The organism is Mesorhizobium sp. W067 (assembly GCF_054719525.1).
This window is the reverse complement of the sequence record NZ_JBTTII010000001.1, coordinates 2,980,794-2,999,539: the sequence shown is the minus strand read 5'-3', so window position 1 is coordinate 2,999,539 and position 18,746 is coordinate 2,980,794. Positions and strand designations below refer to the sequence as shown.

At 62.2% G+C, this 18,746-nt stretch carries 20 protein-coding genes; 9 read left to right on the top strand and 11 right to left on the bottom strand.

The features are described 5' to 3' along the window. Positions 1 to 19: 19 nt before the first annotated feature. From ACYG97_RS14695 to ACYG97_RS14665, 7 genes are read right to left on the bottom strand one after another with little or no spacing between them, the layout of a single operon-like run. A complete protein-coding gene (locus ACYG97_RS14695) occupies positions 20 to 1,123 on the bottom strand; it encodes a CgeB family protein (protein WP_023733219.1) in 1,104 nt (367 codons plus the stop codon). After that, complete coding sequence (locus tag ACYG97_RS14690) at positions 1,120 to 2,214, bottom strand: CgeB family protein (RefSeq protein ID WP_023667985.1); 1,095 nt, start codon at positions 2,212 to 2,214, stop codon at positions 1,120 to 1,122. Before ACYG97_RS14690 ends, ACYG97_RS14695 begins: the two co-directional genes overlap by 4 nt. Beyond that, positions 2,211 to 3,341 carry a CgeB family protein gene (locus ACYG97_RS14685; protein ID WP_023733218.1) on the bottom strand — a complete coding sequence of 377 codons (1,131 nt, stop codon included), beginning with the start codon at positions 3,339 to 3,341 and terminating at the stop codon, positions 2,211 to 2,213. The genes ACYG97_RS14690 and ACYG97_RS14685 overlap by 4 nt, the downstream gene beginning before the upstream one ends. A gap of 2 nt (positions 3,342 to 3,343) precedes the next feature. Then, positions 3,344 to 4,444 (bottom strand): glycosyltransferase family 4 protein, encoded by a 1,101-nt coding sequence (locus ACYG97_RS14680; protein WP_023733217.1) that lies wholly within the window; start codon positions 4,442 to 4,444, stop codon positions 3,344 to 3,346. Further along, positions 4,429 to 5,721, bottom strand: coding sequence for a TIGR04295 family B12-binding domain-containing radical SAM protein (locus tag ACYG97_RS14675; protein ID WP_023712229.1), 1,293 nt, complete (start codon positions 5,719 to 5,721; stop codon positions 4,429 to 4,431). The genes ACYG97_RS14680 and ACYG97_RS14675 overlap by 16 nt, the downstream gene beginning before the upstream one ends. Further along, positions 5,718 to 6,791: a GDP-mannose 4,6-dehydratase gene (locus ACYG97_RS14670; RefSeq protein ID WP_023691444.1), complete on the bottom strand. Its 1,074-nt coding sequence runs from the start codon at positions 6,789 to 6,791 to the stop codon at positions 5,718 to 5,720. Before ACYG97_RS14670 ends, ACYG97_RS14675 begins: the two co-directional genes overlap by 4 nt. Then, positions 6,788 to 7,894: an NAD-dependent epimerase/dehydratase family protein gene (locus ACYG97_RS14665; RefSeq protein ID WP_023733216.1), complete on the bottom strand. Its 1,107-nt coding sequence runs from the start codon at positions 7,892 to 7,894 to the stop codon at positions 6,788 to 6,790. The genes ACYG97_RS14670 and ACYG97_RS14665 overlap by 4 nt, the downstream gene beginning before the upstream one ends. 217 nt (positions 7,895 to 8,111) lie before the next feature. Between ACYG97_RS14665 and ACYG97_RS14660 the strand changes: the two genes are divergently transcribed. Continuing rightward, positions 8,112 to 8,387 (top strand): hypothetical protein, encoded by a 276-nt coding sequence (locus ACYG97_RS14660; RefSeq protein ID WP_023667991.1) that lies wholly within the window; start codon positions 8,112 to 8,114, stop codon positions 8,385 to 8,387. 215 nt (positions 8,388 to 8,602) lie between these two features. Here the strand turns inward: ACYG97_RS14660 and ACYG97_RS14655 are convergent, their stop codons facing one another. The 4 genes from ACYG97_RS14655 to ACYG97_RS14640 form a co-directional block, all read right to left on the bottom strand. Continuing rightward, entirely contained in the window at positions 8,603 to 8,929 is a 327-nt protein-coding gene (locus ACYG97_RS14655) for a low affinity iron permease family protein (RefSeq protein ID WP_023681103.1), read from the bottom strand. A 110-nt stretch (positions 8,930 to 9,039) separates the two neighbouring features. Further along, complete coding sequence (locus ACYG97_RS14650; RefSeq protein ID WP_023733215.1) at positions 9,040 to 9,522, bottom strand: DUF2269 family protein; 483 nt, start codon at positions 9,520 to 9,522, stop codon at positions 9,040 to 9,042. Further along, positions 9,522 to 10,808 (bottom strand): SDR family oxidoreductase, encoded by a 1,287-nt coding sequence (locus tag ACYG97_RS14645; protein ID WP_023733214.1) that lies wholly within the window; start codon positions 10,806 to 10,808, stop codon positions 9,522 to 9,524. Before ACYG97_RS14645 ends, ACYG97_RS14650 begins: the two co-directional genes overlap by 1 nt. Positions 10,809 to 10,973: 165 nt before the next feature. Beyond that, entirely contained in the window at positions 10,974 to 11,930 is a 957-nt protein-coding gene (locus tag ACYG97_RS14640) for an NAD(P)/FAD-dependent oxidoreductase (protein ID WP_031200197.1), read from the bottom strand. A gap of 187 nt (positions 11,931 to 12,117) precedes the next feature. Here ACYG97_RS14640 and ACYG97_RS14635 point away from each other — a divergent pair, with 187 nt between their 5' ends. The 8 genes from ACYG97_RS14635 (at position 12,118) to ACYG97_RS14600 (ending at position 18,746) form a co-directional block, all read left to right on the top strand. Further along, positions 12,118 to 12,459: a DUF768 domain-containing protein gene (locus ACYG97_RS14635; protein ID WP_023667997.1), complete on the top strand. Its 342-nt coding sequence runs from the start codon at positions 12,118 to 12,120 to the stop codon at positions 12,457 to 12,459. Positions 12,460 to 12,615: 156 nt separating this feature from the next. Next, complete coding sequence (locus ACYG97_RS14630; protein ID WP_031243152.1) at positions 12,616 to 13,650, top strand: ABC transporter substrate-binding protein; 1,035 nt, start codon at positions 12,616 to 12,618, stop codon at positions 13,648 to 13,650. Between the two features lie 10 nt (positions 13,651 to 13,660). Next, complete coding sequence (locus tag ACYG97_RS14625) at positions 13,661 to 14,428, top strand: ABC transporter permease (protein WP_023704600.1); 768 nt, start codon at positions 13,661 to 13,663, stop codon at positions 14,426 to 14,428. After that, positions 14,428 to 15,099, top strand: coding sequence for an ABC transporter ATP-binding protein (locus ACYG97_RS14620; protein WP_050588790.1), 672 nt, complete (start codon positions 14,428 to 14,430; stop codon positions 15,097 to 15,099). The genes ACYG97_RS14625 and ACYG97_RS14620 overlap by 1 nt, the downstream gene beginning before the upstream one ends. Next, positions 15,096 to 16,271, top strand: coding sequence for a type 1 periplasmic-binding domain-containing protein (locus tag ACYG97_RS14615; protein ID WP_023704602.1), 1,176 nt, complete (start codon positions 15,096 to 15,098; stop codon positions 16,269 to 16,271). The genes ACYG97_RS14620 and ACYG97_RS14615 overlap by 4 nt, the downstream gene beginning before the upstream one ends. After that, positions 16,259 to 17,221: a PQQ-dependent catabolism-associated beta-propeller protein gene (locus ACYG97_RS14610; RefSeq protein WP_023729523.1), complete on the top strand. Its 963-nt coding sequence runs from the start codon at positions 16,259 to 16,261 to the stop codon at positions 17,219 to 17,221. Before ACYG97_RS14615 ends, ACYG97_RS14610 begins: the two co-directional genes overlap by 13 nt. Further along, positions 17,218 to 17,943 carry an ABC transporter ATP-binding protein gene (locus ACYG97_RS14605; protein ID WP_023733211.1) on the top strand — a complete coding sequence of 242 codons (726 nt, stop codon included), beginning with the start codon at positions 17,218 to 17,220 and terminating at the stop codon, positions 17,941 to 17,943. The genes ACYG97_RS14610 and ACYG97_RS14605 overlap by 4 nt, the downstream gene beginning before the upstream one ends. Further along, complete coding sequence (locus tag ACYG97_RS14600; protein ID WP_023713344.1) at positions 17,940 to 18,746, top strand: ABC transporter permease; 807 nt, start codon at positions 17,940 to 17,942, stop codon at positions 18,744 to 18,746. The genes ACYG97_RS14605 and ACYG97_RS14600 overlap by 4 nt, the downstream gene beginning before the upstream one ends.

Sequence of the window (18,746 nt, the reverse complement as noted above, 5' to 3'; positions counted from 1 at the left end):
GTTTTCTCCTGTCTGCCGTTCATGCTGCACTTCCAATGTCGAGATCGAGGGCCGTCGCCCTTGGTTGGGTCAGCGCCGCCACGAATTCGCGAGCCCTGGCCGCGCCGGTGTGGGAAGCGAGGACGAGTTTGCGAGCCCGGCCGGCCATGGCCAGGCGTGCGCGCTCGGACTCGCCAACGAGGATATCGATGACATCGTCCGTCTCCGCGGCGGTGTGGATCGCCGACGCGGGAAAGAAGCTGTCGAGCCCTGGCCAGCGGTCGCTGACGATGGGCGTGCCGCAAGCCGCCGCTTCGAACAGGCGCACGCTGGGCGACCATCCTGCGGTGATCATGGAACTGCGTGTGACATTCAGCGTGTAGCGCTGACGGCTATAGAACGCGGCGTGATCGGCTGGCGGCAAATGTTCGATGCGTTCGACATTGTCCGGCCAGATGATGTCGGATGGATATTGGGAGCCGGCCACGACGAAACGGAGGTTCGGCATATGCCGTGCGGGCTCGAGCAGCAGAGCGTTCAGCGTTGTCTGCCGGTCCATGCTGTAGGTGCCGAGATAGCCGAGATCCCAGCGGATCGGATCTCCTGTCGGGTGATGCCGTTCTGGATCGACCGAACAATAGAGAGGTTCGGCATGGCGCGCGCCGAAGTCTTGCGCCAGATGGTTGAGCGTTGGTCCGCCAGTGAAGGAGAAATAGACATCGAAATACGGAATTTGCCGCGAACTCAGATAATCGCAATCGTCGGCTGAAAGCTTGGCCAGGGTCACCGGGGTGTCGATGTCGTAAAAGCAGAGCTGCCCCTTGCAAAGCGAGGCGACGATGTCGATGACCTGGCGTCCTTCTGGAACAAAGGATCCGATGACGATGATGTCGGCCTGCTCCAGGCACTGTGCGTAGTCGCGTTGCAGCTCCGCAGTGGTTTCGTAGTAGCGCAAGGCGCAGAACTCCGGATCGCGCAGATCGCGGTGATTGGCGTACCACGGCACGTTGCGCTCCAGAAAAGTCACGTGGTGACCGAGTCCGTGCAAGCCTTTCAAAAGACCCCGGAAAGTCGTGGCGTGGCCGTTTCCCCAGGATGAGGACAGCGACAGGCCGAGAAAGACGATGTCCAGTTTCTTGGTCATTCCGCTGCCTCCACGGCCCCGTGCTCGAAATGACGTTTGAAGACGGCATCCGCCACATCCGCCCGAAGCGCGTAGGTATGGTCCGCCAGCACGCGGTGAAGTGCGGCTTGGCCGATTGCCTTGGCCCGCCCGGGGGTCAGCGAGCGCATTATTTCGGCGACATCGCCGCCGTCACGCGCGACCAGGATCTCCTCGCCTGGTTTCAGGAACAGTTCCACGCCCAGCCATGCATCCGTGATGAGACAGGCGCCCGCGCCGGCCGCCTCGAACACTCGCGTGGCCGGTGAAAAACCGTTGGCGGCCATGCTGTCGCGGCTGATGTTCAACACGGCTTTTGGGGTGACATTGAAGGCGTTGTGATCGCGGGTGCCGACATGGCCGAGCCAGCCTACATTGGTGGGGAGCGGCTTGTCGCCCCAACCCGAGCCTCCGAGCAGGAAACGCTGTTTCGGCAGCTGGCTGGCGGGATCGAGGAAAAACGATTCGACACGCGCTTCACGGTCCGGCAGCCGGTTTCCGAGGAACGCCAGGTCGCAGGCAAAACGCGCTTTGCTGGCGACCGGATGGTGCGTTTCGGGATCGAGCGCATTGTAGATGGGCACGCACTCCTTGGCGCCCATGGCACGATAGGCCCAGACAACGGGATCGCCGCCACCATAGGTCAGCACGAGGTCGATCTCCTGCAGTGCACGATGGAGCGGGTGGTCCGGCTCGTCGCGCAACTGGGCAAGCGTGGCTGGCGCATCCACGTCCCAGAATACGACAAGCGCGTCGCTGCGGGCGTGGTCGAGAACGGCGCGAAGCAGCGCCTCGTCTTCGAAACCGACGCCACTCGCCTTGACGACGATGTCGGCGCCGGCGGCACGTGCCGCGACCTGCATCAGCGCATGCTGGGTCGCCTCATAAACGACGACAGTGCACCAGTCGGGAGCTTCGATGTCGCGGTTCTTCTGCCGGTCGTAGACATCGGGTTCGTAGAACGTGATCTCGTAACCCAATTGCGAAAGTGCCTTGAGCAAACCGCGATAGTACGTCGCGGCACCGTTCCAGTAGGACGACAAAAGGCTCGATCCATAGAATGCGATCTTCATGCGACGGCTTCCTTTGCGGCTGTCGGGACGGCGGTGTGTCGGCTCGCGCATTGCGTGAGCACGCCGAGCAACTCGTCGACGCGGTGGCGGCAGGTGTGCCGCGAGCGGATGGTCTCGAGACCCGAGGTCACCAGGGAGGCCGCAAAGTCCTCGTCGGACAACACCGTCCGAAGCTGTTGCCGCATTTGCGAGCCATTCTCGGCAAACAGGAAGTCGACACCGGGCCTGAAAAGCTGCTCGACATCGGACCATGGCGCTGAAATCAGCGGAATGCCGCAGGCGAGTGCCTCGAACATGCGGATCGTCGGGATTCCGGGCAACCTCTCGCGATAGGGGCGCCGTGGGATGTGAAGTGTGACACGATGCGCGGCGAAGGCCTTCGGCACGTCGGCATTGGCGATCCACCCCTCATAGCGCAGTCCTGCGGTGGCCAGATCCGCAAGTGCGGTCTTGGGGTAGCGTACGCCGTGAACAGCGGCATCAAGGCCGAGATCGTGCACCGGCTCGATCAGAAACTCCTTGAGTTCGGCGGTCCGCTCATCATCGCCCCAGTTGCCGATCCAGACCAGATCGGAGGTGGGGTGGATCTCCGGGTGCGGCTTGAACAGGCGATCGTCCGCCGCTTCATGCCAAGTGAAGACGCGCTTGCCCCAGCCGGCGCGCAGATAGCTCTCGCGCAAGGTTTCGCCAAAGGCGAGAACGCCGTCATAGTGCTCCAGCCGGAGCGCCGAGAGTGCCTCGGTCGCAGACACGGCCCGGTGGTGGGTGTCGTGAAAAAGAAGGATGAAGTTGCCGCCGGCGGCCCGGGCACGGCCAATACGTGCGACAAGCTCCGGATCCGTCCACTCATGAACGATCACAACGTCGGCCTCGGCAATCCAGGCTTCGTGATCAAATCCGGCATCGTAGGTCACCGGCATCAGTTCGGGAAAATCCTTGCGGAAGCGTTCGATGGCGAACGACCCCTTCTCAGCCAGCAGATTCGACCGGCTCCAGCCATTCGCCGGCTCCAGCGCAATCGCCTGATGCCGGCGCTGGACCAGCTCTCGCATGACGCCGCGCAGGAAATGGGCATTGCCATGGTTCCAGTCGGAAACGACCGAGTGGGTGTAGAACACAAAGCGCATGATCAGCGCTCCGCCATCGCTAAGGCCGCTTTGTCGTAGACGCCGCGCATAGCCGCTGTCTGCTTTGTCAGCCTAAACCTGCGGCTGCGTCGGATGGCTGCCTGGCCAAGCTCTCGCCGGAGCTCGGCATCGCTGGAGAGACGGTTGAGGCAGGCAGCGAGATCGTGCGGATCGCGCGCGTCAAAGAATATCGCGGCCCCGTCCCATAGTTCGCGATAGGTGGCGATATCGGAAAGCACCAGGGGCGTAGCCGACATGGCGGCTTCCAGCGCGGCCAGGCCGAATGGCTCGTAGAGCGATGGCGATACGAAAATACCCGCGCGAGCCATCAACGAACGCACCTCATCGGACGGCACTGCTCGCAGAGGAACAGCATGGCTGAAGCTGACATGCTCGCCGTTTGGACCGTTCGTCGACCCGGCGGCAAACAGAGGCCATCGCGTCAGGGACGCCGCCTGATCGACCACCGCCGCATTTTTGCCCTCGTCCCACCAGCGGGCAGCGGCGAAGACGAGCGGTTGATGCTTTTCGGCCTTCGGCAGAGGACGGGCACCATTTCTGACCACACTCAAGCGCGCGATCGGGCCGTAGCAGGTCTCTAGCATGTCGGCATGGCTGCGGCTCGGCGCGATGACCGCGTCGGCCCGATCCATGCCGCGTCTGTTGCGCTCCTTCTGCCAGGCCCATGCGCCATCCGCCGCCTGTCCTCTGACCGCATGGAACCAAGTCGTCACGCAGGAATGGGAGACCACCACGACCGGGCATGGCGCGTCGAATCCCGCCGCCTGCGAAGGCGCGTTGAAATGGACAAGGTCGATGGCGTGGTCGCGCATGGGCGCATGCAACTCTCGCGTCAGCGCGTCGAGATCACCGCCGTTGCGGGTCATCCAATCCGGCGGCGTGTTCAGCCAGATCAGCTTCGCGAAAGCCTCCGCCTCGTCGGCCTGCTGCCTGGACGGTGGCGGACCGAGACCGGCAAGCACTACGCTATCGCCGCCGTTGACAAGTTCCCTGGCCAGGTCGAGCGCATAGCGCCACACGCCGCCCACGGCATCGACCGTCATCAGGATGCGCCGCGATCGCGGCGTCAGTGTCCGCAACATGTCGCCTCCAGTTCCGCCAGCGGACGCGGGCGCCTTTCCTGGATATCGCTGAACTTCTGGAATGATGCGAGATAGTGATCATGGGCGCGCTCCCAGGCGAGGTCGTCGGGTTCGCCCCAAAGCTCGCGATAGCTTGGCGAACTCGGATATGGATAAAGCGGTACGGGTTCATTGGCCCACACGCCGTTGTCGATGAGGTGCGTTCGCCAGTAATCGACGAGGGCAGGGTCATCCTCGACGACGCCGATCAGATTGGCCTGTACGAATGGAACGTGACGCCTGGCATTGACGAGCAGCGCGGCGAGTTCCTCGGTACCCAGCCGGCAGCGCTTCGCGAGCATCGCACGACCTTCCACGGTCAGGCTTTCGAGACCGGCCTCGATGGAGACGCAGCCGGCCGCACCAAGCAATTCCAGCAGCTCGGGCTTCCAAAGGTCGATGCGGGTCTGCACACCGAACTTCACGTCGCGATGGATCAACGCTTCCAACAGCGCTTTTTGCGGCAGGAAGATTTCATCGATGAAATAAATGTAGCCGACGCCCTGGGCAATCAGCCGATCGATTTCCGCTATGACCGCCTCGTGGTTGCGGCGGCGATAGGCATCGCGGAAATCGATCTTGGCGCAGAAGCTGCAATTGTAGGGGCAGCCGCGCGATGCTTCGACCTCCGCGCCGAACCCAACCTGCTTGTCATCGAACCTGTGATGGTGATGCGAATGGGCTGCGATCCAGTCTGATGGCCATTGGAGTGGCGGATGATCGACAAACGAGCTGGCGTGGACGCCGCCGTTCAAAACCACCTTGGCGTCGCGCAGGTAAGCGGTCGAGGGGACCGCGCTCCAGTCGTCGCGCCGGGCAAGTTCCGCGACGATTTCCTCGCATTCGCCGCGCACAACAATGTCGACGCCAAGCTTGCGCAAGGTTGGCGCGGGCGTAGCCGAGCCATGCGGCCCGACCGCGACTGTGCGTCCACCGCGCCCGGCGAGACGGTTGAGGAAATCGGCCGGCACGCGCAACTCGGGTGGTGCGCAGCGCCAGAACAGATAAGTCGGGGCGGTACTGACGACCGTCATTGCAGGCGCGAAATCAGCCACACGCTCGGAGAGGTCCGAGTTGTCGAGCTTCTGCAATTGCCCATCCAGCATCAACACCTCATGGCCGGCTGTTTCGAGCAGGGATTTCGAATAGCCGAGTTCCAGCGGGAGATGTGGTTGGCGGCAGCCGAAATAAATGCTGTCGTCGTAGGTCCAGAACGGGTTTACCAGGGCGATTTTCATGCGACGTACCTCACGACTTCGGGGCGAGGCTGGAGCCGGTGTTGTTGCAGCCAGTCTGCGAGATCGCGAATGCCTTCGCGCCATGAAACACGAGCTTTCCAGCCAAGCATCGCTTTGATCTTGCGGGTGTCGGCGACGAAGAAGGGCTGATCGCCGGTGCGTTCGCCATCATGGCGGATCGAAAGCTCACGGCCGGTCAAGCTACGGATCTCGCTCAACAGCATGCGCAGGCTGATCGCATTATCGGGGCCGCCGCCAAGATTGAATGCCTGGCCTTTGGTCGTCTCGATACGATCGAGCGTGGCCCTGTAGGCGGCGACCGCATCGGAAACATGCAGTATGTCGCGCACTTGTCTGCCGTCGCCGTAAATGGTGATTGGACGTCCCGTCAGCGCACTCAGCAGGAAGTGCGCGACCCAGCCTTGATCCTCGGTTCCGAACTGGCGCGGCCCGTAAATGCAGCTCATCCGCAGCACCGCCGTCGGCATGCCGTAGGATTTGGCATAGTCGAGCACATATTGGTCCGCCGCGCCTTTGGAGCAGCCATAGGGCGTGCAGAAATCCAGGCCGTGGGTCTCGTCGATGCCATTCGCTTGGATGATGCCGTCGCAAGGCAGGTAACGATCGCCGTCCTCGCGAACCGCGACGTCTGGCAGGCTGCCATAGACCTTGTTGGTGCTGGCGAAGACCACCGGAACAAACTCACTGCTCAGCCGCGCCGCCTCGAGGACATTGAACGTTCCTCGAAGGTTGATGTCGAAATCCTCGTCCGGTTGGACCAGGCTCGTTGTGACGGCGGTTTGCGCGGCCAGGTGGAAGATCGCCTTGGAACTCTTCAGAACGGGCGCAAGCGCGTTGGCGTCGCGCACGTCAATCGTTTCGACCATGAGGCGGCTTCCGTGTTTCTGCGCCAGCCATTCAAGGTTCTGTTCGACGCCGGGGCGGCTGAGATTGTCGATCACCAGCACCGGCTCGCCATCCGACAACAGGCTGTCGGCCAGGTTCGATCCTATGAAGCCGCTGCCGCCGACAATGGCGACGGGCGCGTCGCGTCGATTGCGCGTATTCATGACACCAGCCCACGTTCTTCAAGCTCGCGTTTCATGTCGGCGCCGCGGTCGATGGCGGACGAGTTGCGCACCCAGGAAACGAAATCGGCGAGCGAATTCTCCAGTTGTTGCCTCGGCTCGAAACCGAGCAGCTCACGGGCCTTGGAAATATCGGCGAAGCAGTTGCGGATATCCCCGGAGCGCGCCTTGCCGAGCAACTCTGGCGAGCGGTCCGGCGTTCCCATGGCCTCGGCAAGTACCCGCGCGACGTCGCTGATAGCATAGGCTCGGCCGCTGCCGATGTTGATGACGTGACCCCTTGCCTGGCGTTGCTGCAGCGCAAGACGAAAGGCGCGGGCGACGTCATCCACATGGACGAAATCGCGTTTCTGTTCGCCATCCTCGAAGATCATTGGACGTTGGCCGTTGGCGAGACGCGAAGCAAAATTGGCCAACACGCCGGTATAGGGGTTCGATAACGCCTGGCCGGCGCCGAAGACGTTGAACAGGCGCAGCGCGACCGTATCGATGCCATAGGCTTCGCCGAAGATCAGCACGGCGCGTTCCTGGGCGTATTTCGTCAGTGCATAGATAGAGGCGAGATCGACCGGCTTTTCCTCGTCCGTCGGCAGGGGGGAGAGGGGCTCGCCTTCCGGCGACAGCGGATTCCACTGCCCGTTTTTGATGTCGCTCGCCTTGCGCCGGGCATTGTCGATGCGCCGGCCGTCCGATGTAGCATAGAGGCCCTCGCCATAGACACTCATCGATGAGGCGACGACAATGCGCTCGACCGGATGTTTGATCAGCGCCTCGAGCAGCGTCGCGGTGCCGAGATCGTTGGTGCCGACATAGCGCGCGATCTCGTACATCGACTGTCCGACGCCGACTTCCGCGGCCAGATGAATGACCGCGTCAACGCCTTCCAGCGCCTTGGCGACCGCCTCCCGGTCCCGAATGTCGCCCTTGATCAGCTCGGCCCCGGCGGGAAGGGCGACTGTTTCGCCTGCGTGCACCTGCTCCAGCAGCACATCCAAAATGCGAACCGAATAATCCTGCTCGATCAGTTCCTGGGCGACATGCCGGCCGATGAAGCCGCAGCCCCCTGTAACCAATATCCGTTTCACGACCACTCCTCAGACAGGTAATCTTGGCGACCCGAACTTTTCGGCAAAAGGTTTGTTCCCTTGGCTTCAACAAAGTTCCTTTGGCCGGCTTCGTTCGGAAGCAGCCACATCGCGCTCGCCGCGCCGTGCCGGAACATTGCCGCCCTTGTGCTGTTAGGACGCCGGCAGCCCCGACGATGCCCGATTTTGGCAACGCCGATGATCAAAGGAGATTTCAATGTCCCAGTCGCAAACGACCACCAATCACGACGAAATCCGCAAATGGGCCGAGGAGCGGGATGGACGGCCGGCAGTGGTTCGCACCAAAGGCGCGGGCGGCATCCTGCGGATCGACTTCGGCAAACCCGAGGAAGCATTCGAGCCGGTCGAATGGGACGAGTTCTTCCGCATATTCGACGAGAACGATCTGGCCTTTCTTTACCAGTCCAAGACTGGTGACGGACAAACCAGCCGTTTCAACAAGTTCGTTGAGCGCAACCAGAAAGGCGAATGACGCATTTCGAGCCGGCCGATTTGCCCGACCTGGTTCTCGGGCCAATTTTTCTGGATGCGGTGGAACAATAGGGGCTCCGATCCTTCCGTCGCTGAACCACAGCCGCAGCAAGGATCGAAGGCCTTGGCCCTGAGCTCAGGAGGCGGCGGGGCTGGATAGGCGTCAAAAGCTGGAAACCCGCTACTCGTCCTGCCGTGAAACCAAAACGCCGCTCATCAGTCGTCCTGCTGCCTGCGGTGGCGGTGTTTTTCGATTTCCTCGGGCTCTTCATCGTCGATCCGCGTGATGTTCGAGGCATTGTGGTCTGATCGCAGGATCTCATCCAGTTTGGCGTGAATGGCCTGAGTGTCGCGGTGCTCGGCACGCTGGATGAACAGCGTCATGGCCCACGTAAACAAGGTAGCCGCTCCATGCCAGTCCAGGGTCTGTCGCTCGAAGATCATCCAAAGGATTGCGTAGACCAACAGGATCAGGAATGCCGCGGGGCGGGAGGTTAATGTGCCGATTGAGGTAAGCACGCCGGTGACGGGATGATTGGCCATGCGAAAGAACTCGCGGCAGTGACCGTGGTTCCCGACCGCAGTGCATCGCGCCGGCACGAGCCAGCTAGGCGCGACGGATGAATTCACGGCGCAGTGCTTGCCGATCGCAGCTACAACGATGACCACACGATTGCCGGGCGCGCAATCATCAGCCAGAAGATGGCGAGCACGGCGCCGAAAGCTGGGAAGCCGAAGACAAACCAGCGTCTGAACAGCTGATGGTAGCGCTCGGGAGGAGGTTGGTTGGAGAGTGCGGCCTGTGTGGCTAGATTTCGCATCTCGATCTGTATCCACACGACAGGCAGCCAGAACAGGCCCGTTAAGATGTAGAGCAGGATCGAGAGAACGATCCATCCTTCGGACAGCGAATACCCCGCAACCCTAGCGAGGCCCAGTCCGGTCAGAGGTTGTGCGACAACGGCCGTAGCCGTGAACAGGAAATCAGCCAGCACGACAATTCGGGCGACAGCTGCGATCGTCGCGGCATTCCCGGTCCGGTGTGCCAAAAGCATGAAAAAAGCAATGCCGGCACCAGTTCCGAGCAGCACAGCAGCGCCGATCACGTGCAGGTATTTAAGCACGAAGTACGTCATCAGCGTTCCTCCAGAATGGCCAGCGCTGCAAAATGCAGAACGAGGATCGGGAGGATTTTGATCAACGGCCCGAGTGGCTCAAGCCAAAGATCCGGCCGCAGAATGCTCCCAGCGATCGCATAGAAAAGCGATACCGCGATTGCGCCGAAAAGACCAAGCCGGCTGGTTGGGCGCCAGGCGATAAGCGCCCCGACGGCGATGTCAGCCAGCGCGCCGGCGACTACCGCCGGTTCGGCCAAGGGGCCGGCAGCAGTGCCAATCAGCAAGTCAACTCCGCTGCGCCAGCCGGCAGTGAGGGAAATGATGCCCGTCATGATCCAGAAGAGCGGCAAGATGACAAAGAGCGCCGGCTTGACGAAGTAAAGACCGGCGAACCATCGCTCCTGCACCGTCGCAGGGTTTAAACGCAGTGCAGATGTAAGACTTGATGGTTGAATGCCGGTCGCCGTCATCCAGGGTTGGGGATCGCCGACAGCGCCACGGGCAATCTCTTTTGCTGCATTGCTGCGCATGGGCGGGCGCCAGCCCAGCTGAGCCGCGGCATCCCCGAACCTGTACAAGATAGCTGCGGCCCAATTCGGCAAGATGAACTCCCGAGCACTGCTCCATCCGAACCAGCGGCGATAGCGACCCACGACCTCGCTCATCGAAAGTGCCTCGGGCCCAGCCAGGTCCAGCGTGAGGTGCGATGGGCTGCCGGGTTTGAGGAAGAACAGGACGGTGGAGATGACGTCATCGAGCTGGACGACTTGGAGACGGCCCGTGCCGGGCATCAACGGCAAGAGCGGCAAAGCCGCGAGGCCGCGAAACAGTGCACTTGCGCCGAAGGCCGGCCTTCCCAGCACTACGGAGGGGCGCAGGATGACCCAGTCAAGGCTACGTGCCATCAGTGCTTCATCGCCAGCAAGCTTGCTGGCGGAAAAGGCGGACGGCTGCTGGCGATCGACCCCGATGGCAGAAAAGTGAATCACCTTGTTCACACCTGCTTGCTCACACGCGGTGAAGAGAGCCGAGGCGCCGGTAGAATGGACATGCCGGGTGTTTTCCCGGGCACTATCCTGCAGGACGCCGGCACAGTTTACGACGGCGTCCACACCGGCGAGATAGGGGATCCAGTCCTGAGGTCGCAAGGCCCGCGCGATATCCAGGGAAACGGTTTGGATCTCCGGGTGGACGCCAGTGTCTGGGTGGTGAAGCACGCGAACCACTTCATGACTCTCGCCGGCCAGGCGCGCGCAAAGCGCGGCTCCAATCAGACCTGACGCGCCGGTGACGAGAATTTTCATTCCTTCCTCCAGCCGTTCGCCAGCGCGTGCCCGTCCATCAACCCAGCGGCTGCGCCTGGGACAACTCTAGCAAAGCCGAAGCCGGTAGTCTCACGCCGGGTGGAACAGGTTCCGGGCATCAACGCAGCCAAAGATGAGCCGGTAGGGTGCGTTCGCATCTGTAGGTCAACTTCGCCGGAATTTCGTCGCCGGCTCGGCGCAATCGCGGAGGTCGTTATGAATGTGAGTTGCAGCCTTGGCGGCGTCTCCGAACGCAACAGCAATTTGATTGAGCCCCTCGGCCACGTCGCCAATGGCATAGAGTCCTGGCGTTGAAGTCTCAAGGTGTCGGTTGACCAGGACATAGCCTTCTGCGTCACAGTTAGCCCCCAGAGCAACCGCGAGTTCGGAGCGTACGTCGCTGCCCATCGAAGGGTACACCACATCGATGTTGCGCATCGGGGCGCCCTCGGCCATGACGACATCGAACCCGGTTCGTCGAGGGATCAGGTCATCGACAGCGTCCCAGATTTCAACTCCGCCTGCCAAGGCGGCGCCGCGGGCAGCTTCGGAAACATCATCCTGGTTATTGGCGAGCAAGGCGACCTGACTGCCATATCCCTTCAGGAACAGAGCCTCCCTGACGGCGAGATGCTCCGGACCAACAACGCCGATGCGGCTACCCCGGGCCTCATATGCATCGCAAACCGGGCACAGTCTGACAATGCCGGTTGCGATCGCCTCCTCCAGTCTTTCAATGGGAGGTGCCTTGTCCACAATGCCCGTTGCCAGAATCACGCGCCTTGCTTGGACAATCCCGCAGGTGGTCGTCAGGACAAAAAAACCCTCGCGTTTTTCGGCGTGGCCTACGCAACCATGGACAAGGCTCGCGCCGTACAGCTGTGCCTGGGCTCGTAGGCGGCCGAGCAGTTCTTCCCCGCTGATGCCGTCGGGGAAGCCGGGACAGTTGCGGGATTTTGGGATGAGCTTGGCACGCGCATGCCCCGCATCGAGCGAGATCACCGAACGCAGAAACCTGGCTAAATACATGGCTGCAGCGAGCCCCGCGGGGCCGCCGCCGACGATGGCAACGTCAAAAACTTGTTCGCCCGAAAAACTTGGTTCGCCCGAAAAGCTTGGCATAGGGCCTAACTTCAACTCAACAAGCTTGTTCCACAGGGTCGAAATGGACGCAATCAGGATGCACACTGCGCGATAAGAGTGAACTCCAATCGAGTCGTGAAGAGAAAGGCCACTGCCTCATCAAGCTGCAAAAACCTCGTGGCTCCCAACGCTGTGAGTACAGCGCCACTGGGAAAGTGAATGCATCATGGAACTTCGGCTCATCGTCGCGCTTAGTTTGGCGAAAGGGTGGTCTGAGATGAGCGCGACCAGAGAGTTTTTTCAAAACTGGCTACAGGAGAATGTCGGCACACTTCCTGGTCGAGAGGAAGTCAGCGTCGCGGTGCTCGCTCAGCAATTCGAGCAAGATGCCGAGGTGGCTGGTTATGGGCGTGAAGTAAGGGAGGACGAACTCGGAAACATCGAAGATGCTATCGTGCAAGCGATCGAGAACGCCGGGTCCGGGGTGCAGAGCCCGAGCTCCGAAAAGAGCGATCCGGCACCTGTAATGGACGCGTTGGAGGTCGATGATGCCAAGAGCGGACCGTAGCCCCTGACACCTTCTTCTGTTCGCCTGAACAAGCCCCCCGGGCTGCTATACGAGCTGAAAAACGGACCTTAGGTGCTTCCCGTTAGTTCCATGCACCATTGAGGAACATTCCTGCCGCCACGGCGTTAGGAAAGTTCCTTCACACCCGGTGCGCCCGTGCTGACTGCTACCCTTCCAGGCGAATGGCTGACCCGGCATGATCAGGGTCACATCTCGCGGCGGGCCGCTCTTGCGGGTATTTGTTGCTGGCTATTGGGTGCTTCCGCAGAAGCCGCGCCACAGCCATCGCCGCTCGTGCGATTTGGCGTGCTGGGATTTGGCACCGCCGCCTGGGAAGTTGACGTCATGCGGCGACATGCGTTGGACACTGTGCACGGCGTATCAATCGAGGCTCAGCGGCTTGCCGGTACCGAAGCCGGTAAGACCGCATTGCTGGCGGGCAGCGTCGACGTCATCGTTTCGGATTGGGTTTGGGTCATGCGCCAGCGCAGCGAAGGCGCCGATCTGGTCTTCTATCCCTATTCTCGTGCCGTCGGCGCGCTGGAACTGCCGCAAGGCTCGCCCATTCGAACTCTTGCGGACCTCAAGGGCAAAAGGCTGGGGATCGCAGGTGGTCCGCTGGACAAAAGCTGGATCCTGTTGCGCGCGCTCGGCCTCCGTCAGGTGAAGCGCGATCTTGCTGAAGAGGTGGAGCCAGTGTTCGGCGCGCCGCCCTTGTTGGAGCAGGAATTTCTGGCGGGGCGACTGGATGCACTGCTGACGTTCTGGAATTTCGCCGCCCGTCTCGAGTCAGAGGGGGCAAGGCCTCTGCTCAGTGTCGCTCAAATCCTGCAGGGGCTTGGCGTTTCCGTGGACTTGCCGATGCTCGGCTACGTCTTCCATGAAAGCTGGGCGCGGGCCAACCCGATCGCCCTCGAGCGATTCACGAGCGCCACTGCGGCAGCGAAGTCGCTGCTCGAGTCTTCGGACGACGAATGGCGGGTGCTCGCGCCTCAATTGGGCACGGACGATCCTCACCTCCAGGCGGCGCTACGCGCCGCCTATCGTGCCGGAATCCCTCGTCGGTTCGGCAAAGACGAACGTGATGGCGCGGCCCGGTTGTTTGCAATCCTGGCCGAATTGGGCGGCGAGGATCTGGTCGGCAAGGCGACGAGCCTCGATCCTGGTGTCTTCCGGGCCATACCGGCTTGAGCTCGCGCCAATGACCGATGTCCCAGCGTTCCCCATCACAATGCAGCGTTGGCAATCGACTGCGGCATTGCTGACCATGGTGCTCGTCTGGCAGATTGCATCATCGATCGCCGCCGATCGCCTGTTTCCTGGTCCGGTCCAGGTTGTTTCGGTTCTCCTGCACGAAGTGGTTCGGGGCGAGCTGCCATACCATTTGGGCATCTCGCTTGCGCGCGTCGTGGCAAGCCTCGGGTCGGCAATCGTCATCGGCGCGGCCCTTGGCTACGCGGCAGGCCGCTCGCACAGAGCCGACATATGGATGAGGCCTTGGATCGTGTTACTCCTCAACATGCCGGCGCTGATCACGGTCATTGTAATTTATATCTGGCTTGGTCTTGCCGAGACTGCGCTTGTCCTTGCGGTCGCGCTCAACAAGATCCCCAATGTCGTGGTGACTATTCGTGAAGGCGCCAGCCGGCTGGACAAGGACTTTGCCGAAATGGCTGAGCTCTATCGCTTCGGGCGTGCTGCAAAGCTGCGGCATGTCGTGCTGCCGCAATTGGCGCCGTTCTTTCTCGTCACCCTGCGCAGCGGGCTGGCATTGACGTGGAAGATCGTGTTGCTCGCCGAACTGCTCGGCCGCTCCAACGGCGTCGGGTTCCAGCTACAGGTCTATTTTCAGAACTTCGATGTCACCCACATCCTTGCCTATGCGATCAGCTTCGGCGTTGTGATGCTTGCCATAGAGTATGGACTGCTTGTGCCGTTGGAACGTCGTCTGTTCGCCTGGCGACGCTGATGCTGAGGATCAGGATCGAGTACAAGACTTTCCCCGGTGACGACGGCCAGCGCCGGACGATCTTTCGCGCGCTGTCGCTTGATATAGCCGACGGACAGGTCTGCGTCCTGACCGGCCCTTCCGGTGTCGGCAAGTCGACGCTGCTGTCGATCGTTTCGGGCGTCGACCGCGAATTTCGCGGCAGCGTGAGCGGACGACCGCTTCCGATAGGCATGCTGTTCCAGACACCGAGGCTGCTGCCCTGGCTCACCGCCTTGCGCAATGTAGAGCTGGCCATCCCGGATCGCGCGCCCGATGCGGCCCGGTGGCTTGCCGCTGTCGGTCTGAAAGGCAATGAGAAGAGCTATCCGCAGCGACTCTCGGGCGGTATGGCGCGGCGCGTAGCGCTTGCCCGGGCGCTCGCCATGGAGCCTGCGCTACTCCTCCTCGACGAGCCATTCGCTTCACTCGACGAGGCGACCGCGCAAGCCATGCGCTGCCTGCTGCAGGATTGTTTCGCCAGTCGGCGGACTACCACGCTGCTGGTTACGCATGATCTCGCATATGCCTCGTCGCTGGGTGATCGGGTTATTGTCCTGGAGGGATCGCCGGCGCGCATCGTGCGCGATGTCGCAATCTCTGGTGGCGATGAAGCGGGATCGTCGCGGTTTGGGCTGGGGGCGACACAATGAGACTGTTGCTGGGCCTTCTCTTTCTTTTGCTGATCACCGGCCCTGGCGCCACCGAGCAACAGACGATGGTGATCGGGTATATCGGCCAGGAGCGCAAACCGGCTCTGCCCCTTGGACCCCTTGATGAAGCCGTCACCGATGACGGCCTGCAAGGCGCAAGGCTCGGCATTGCCGACGACGAAAGCACCGGCCGGTTTCTTGGGCAGAAATTTCGGCTGGAGGAAAGAATATTGAAACCAACCGAAACGCCGGACGACGCGGTAAGACAATTCGCCGATGCCGGCATCGCCTTTGTCGTCGCCGATCTCGACGCCAGTCAGCTTCTACAGGCCAGTGCCGCGCCCGGTGCCGAGCAGATGACGTTGCTCAACAGCCGGGCGCCGGACGACGTGCTTCGCCAGCAGGACTGCCGTGGGAACGTGCTGCACACGATCCCGAGCCGCGCCATGCTCGCCGACGGGCTGGCGCAATATCTCGCCTGGAAGCGCTGGCAGCGTTGGTTCCTGCTTGTGGGGCCGCATTCGCAGGATCAGGCGATGGCTGCGGCCTTTCGACGGGCGGCGGCTCGCTTCGGAGCCGAGATCACGATCGACCAGCCGTGGACATTCAGGCCCGCCAACGGACGTGCCGATACAGGGCATGTCACGCTGCAGACCGAAATACCCGCGGTCACGCAGGTCAGCGACTATGATGTGCTCGTGGTCGCCGACGTGGCGGATGAATTCGGCGCCTATCTGGAGGGCCGCACCGCGCTGCCGAGAATCGTCGCCGGCACGCAAGGGCTGGTCGCCACAGGCTGGAGCGCTGTCAGCGAGGAATGGGGCGCCACGCAACTGCAGGACCGTTTCCACAGGCAGGCAGGGCGCTGGATGTTGCCCAGCGACTACGCGGCCTGGCTCGCTGTGCGCAGTATCGGCGAAGCGGCGACGCGCCTGCACAGTCTCGATCCCGCGGCAATCGGCAGATATATACGCGGCGACGCGTTTCTTCTCGCTGGCTTCAAGGGGCAGGGGCTTAGTTTCCGTCCCTGGGACGGACAGATGCGCCAGCCCATTTTGATCGCCGGGCCTCGCCTCTTGATTTCCAGCTCACCGCAACCGGGCTTCCTGCATCAGCGCACGCCGCTCGACACGCTGGGCATAGACCTGGAGGAGAGCACATGCAAGTTCTGATGACGCTGTTGTTGGCGGCGTTCGCTCTTGCTGCTCCCGCCGCCGCCGAGACCATCTACGTTTCCAATGAGCAGGATAATACCGTCGCGGTCGTCGACGGCGTGACAATGACTTTGCTGGCGACGATCGATGTCGGCCGCCGTCCGCGCGGGCTGGCACTGTCGATCGACAACAAGATGCTGTTCGTCGCGGAAGGCGACGACAACCGCATCGACGTGGTCGACGTCGCGAAGCGGCGGGTCGTCGGGGAATTGCCTTCGGGAGCCGATCCGGAATTCTTCGCAGTCCATCCCGATGGCAAGCGGCTGTTCGTCGCCAACGAGAATGACAATCTGGTGTCGGTGGTGGACATCGCCGCGGCCAAGGTCATCGGCACCGTGGATGTCGGCGTCGAACCGGAAGGAATGGCGGCCAGCGCCGACGGCCGCTATGTCGCCTGCACTTCGGAGACCACCAGCATGGTGCATCTGATCGACGCAGGCACGCTTGAACTCGTCGACAATCTGCTGGTCGATACCCGGCCGCGCGCGGCTTTATTCTCGCCGGACGGGAAGCAATTCTGGGTGTCCTCGGAGATCCGGGGCACTGTCACCGTCTTCGACACGGCAACGCGCGCACAGACCGGCAAAGTCGAGTTCGAGGTGCCGGGTATACGACGCGAGGGTGTGCAGGCGGTCGGCATGGCGACGTCTCGCGATGGCACGACCGTCTATGTGGCGCTCGGCCCCGCCAACAGGATTGCGGAAGTCGATGTGAAAACGCTGGCGGTCCGTCGGCTCTACCTTGTTGGTCAACGACCCTGGCACGTTGCGCTCTCCGGCGACGAGAAGCGCCTGGTCAGCGCAAACGGGAATTCCGGCGATATTTCGTTTATCGATCTGGAAAACCAGGAGGTGGTGAAATCGCTGCCGGTAGGGCGGGGGCCGTGGGGCGTCGTGATCGGGCCATGAACGCCTTGTCGGTCGAGAATCTGGGCCATAGTTTCGGAAACCGGCGGGTTCTCGACGGCGTCTCTTTCTCTGTGGCCCAAGGCAGGATGTGCATCTTGCTAGGCCGCAACGGCGCCGGCAAGACGACGTTGTTCTCGCTGATCACCGGTCTTTATCACGCCCGCTCCGGCTCGGTGCATGTCTTCGACCAGGCGATGGATGTCAACCCGTCCGCCGCGTTGGCGCAGATGGGCGTCGTCTTCCAGTTGCCGACCCTCGACCTCGATCTGACGGCCGGCGAGAACCTGCGTTACCACGCGGCCTTGCATGGGCTTAGCCAGGCCTTGAGCAAGGAGCGCTCCATCCACGAACTCGGCCGGCTGGACGTGCTGGACAGGATCGACGATCCTGCCCGAGCGCTTTCCGGGGGGCAGCGTCGCCGTGTCGAGATCGCACGTGCTCTGATGCATAGCCCACGCCTTTTGCTGCTGGATGAGCCGACCACCGGGCTCGACGTGCCGGGCCGCCGCGCGCTCGAGCGGCACGTGCGGGAGCTTTGCCGCCAGCGCGGCATTGCCGTTCTGTGGGCAACACATTTTCTGGAAGAACTAACGGCGGATGACGATGTGGTGGTGCTGCATCGAGGCACAATCCGGTGGGCCGGCCGCGCCGATCGGCTGGCTGCCGATCTCGGTGTGGCGAGCACGGGCGAGGCCTTCGCGTCGCTGACGGAGTCCGAATGAAAACGTCTCACGCAGTGCGCGCGCTCAACGGCATCCTGCGCAGGGAGATGCTGCGCACGTTGCGGCAACGCGGCCGGCTGCTCTCGGCGATGGTGCGGCCGCTGGTCTGGCTGGCAATCTTTGCCGCTGGCTTCCGCTCCGTTCTCGGTCTGTCGATAACGCCACCCTACCAGACCTATGTTCTCTATGACGTATATGTGGTGCCTGGGCTAGCGGCCATGATGCTGCTCTTCCATGCCATGGCGAGTTCGCTGGCCATGGTCTACGATCGCGAGATGGGCAGCATGCGCCTGTTGTTGACCGCACCATTGCCGCGCTGGTACCTGCTTGCGGCGCGCCTGCTGGCCAGCGTGATCGTCGGCGTGCCGCTGGTCTACTTGTTTCTGTTGATCGCGCGTTTCTGGGATGTGCGGCCGCCCGTTCTCGGCTACGTCGCGGTATTTCCGGCGCTCGTGCTGGCGGGCCTGATGCTTGGCGCGTTCGGCCTGCTTGTCTCCTCGGTTTCGACACAGATGGAGAACTTTGCCGGTGTCATGAATTTCGTCATCTTTCCGGTGTTCTTTGCCTCGACGGCGCTCTATCCGCTGTGGCGGCTTGCCGAGGCGGGACCGGTGCTGGCAACAATCGCCGCCTGGAACCCGTTCAGCTCGGCGGTCGAGCTGATACGCTTCGCGCTCTATCTGCGGTTCGATCCTGTCGCGGCGGTTGTGGTCCTTGGCTGCCTCATCGCCTTCTTCCTCGCGGCGGTCATCGGCTATGACCCCGGCCGCGGCTTGTGGTCCCGGCGCGGCGGCGAGGGCTGA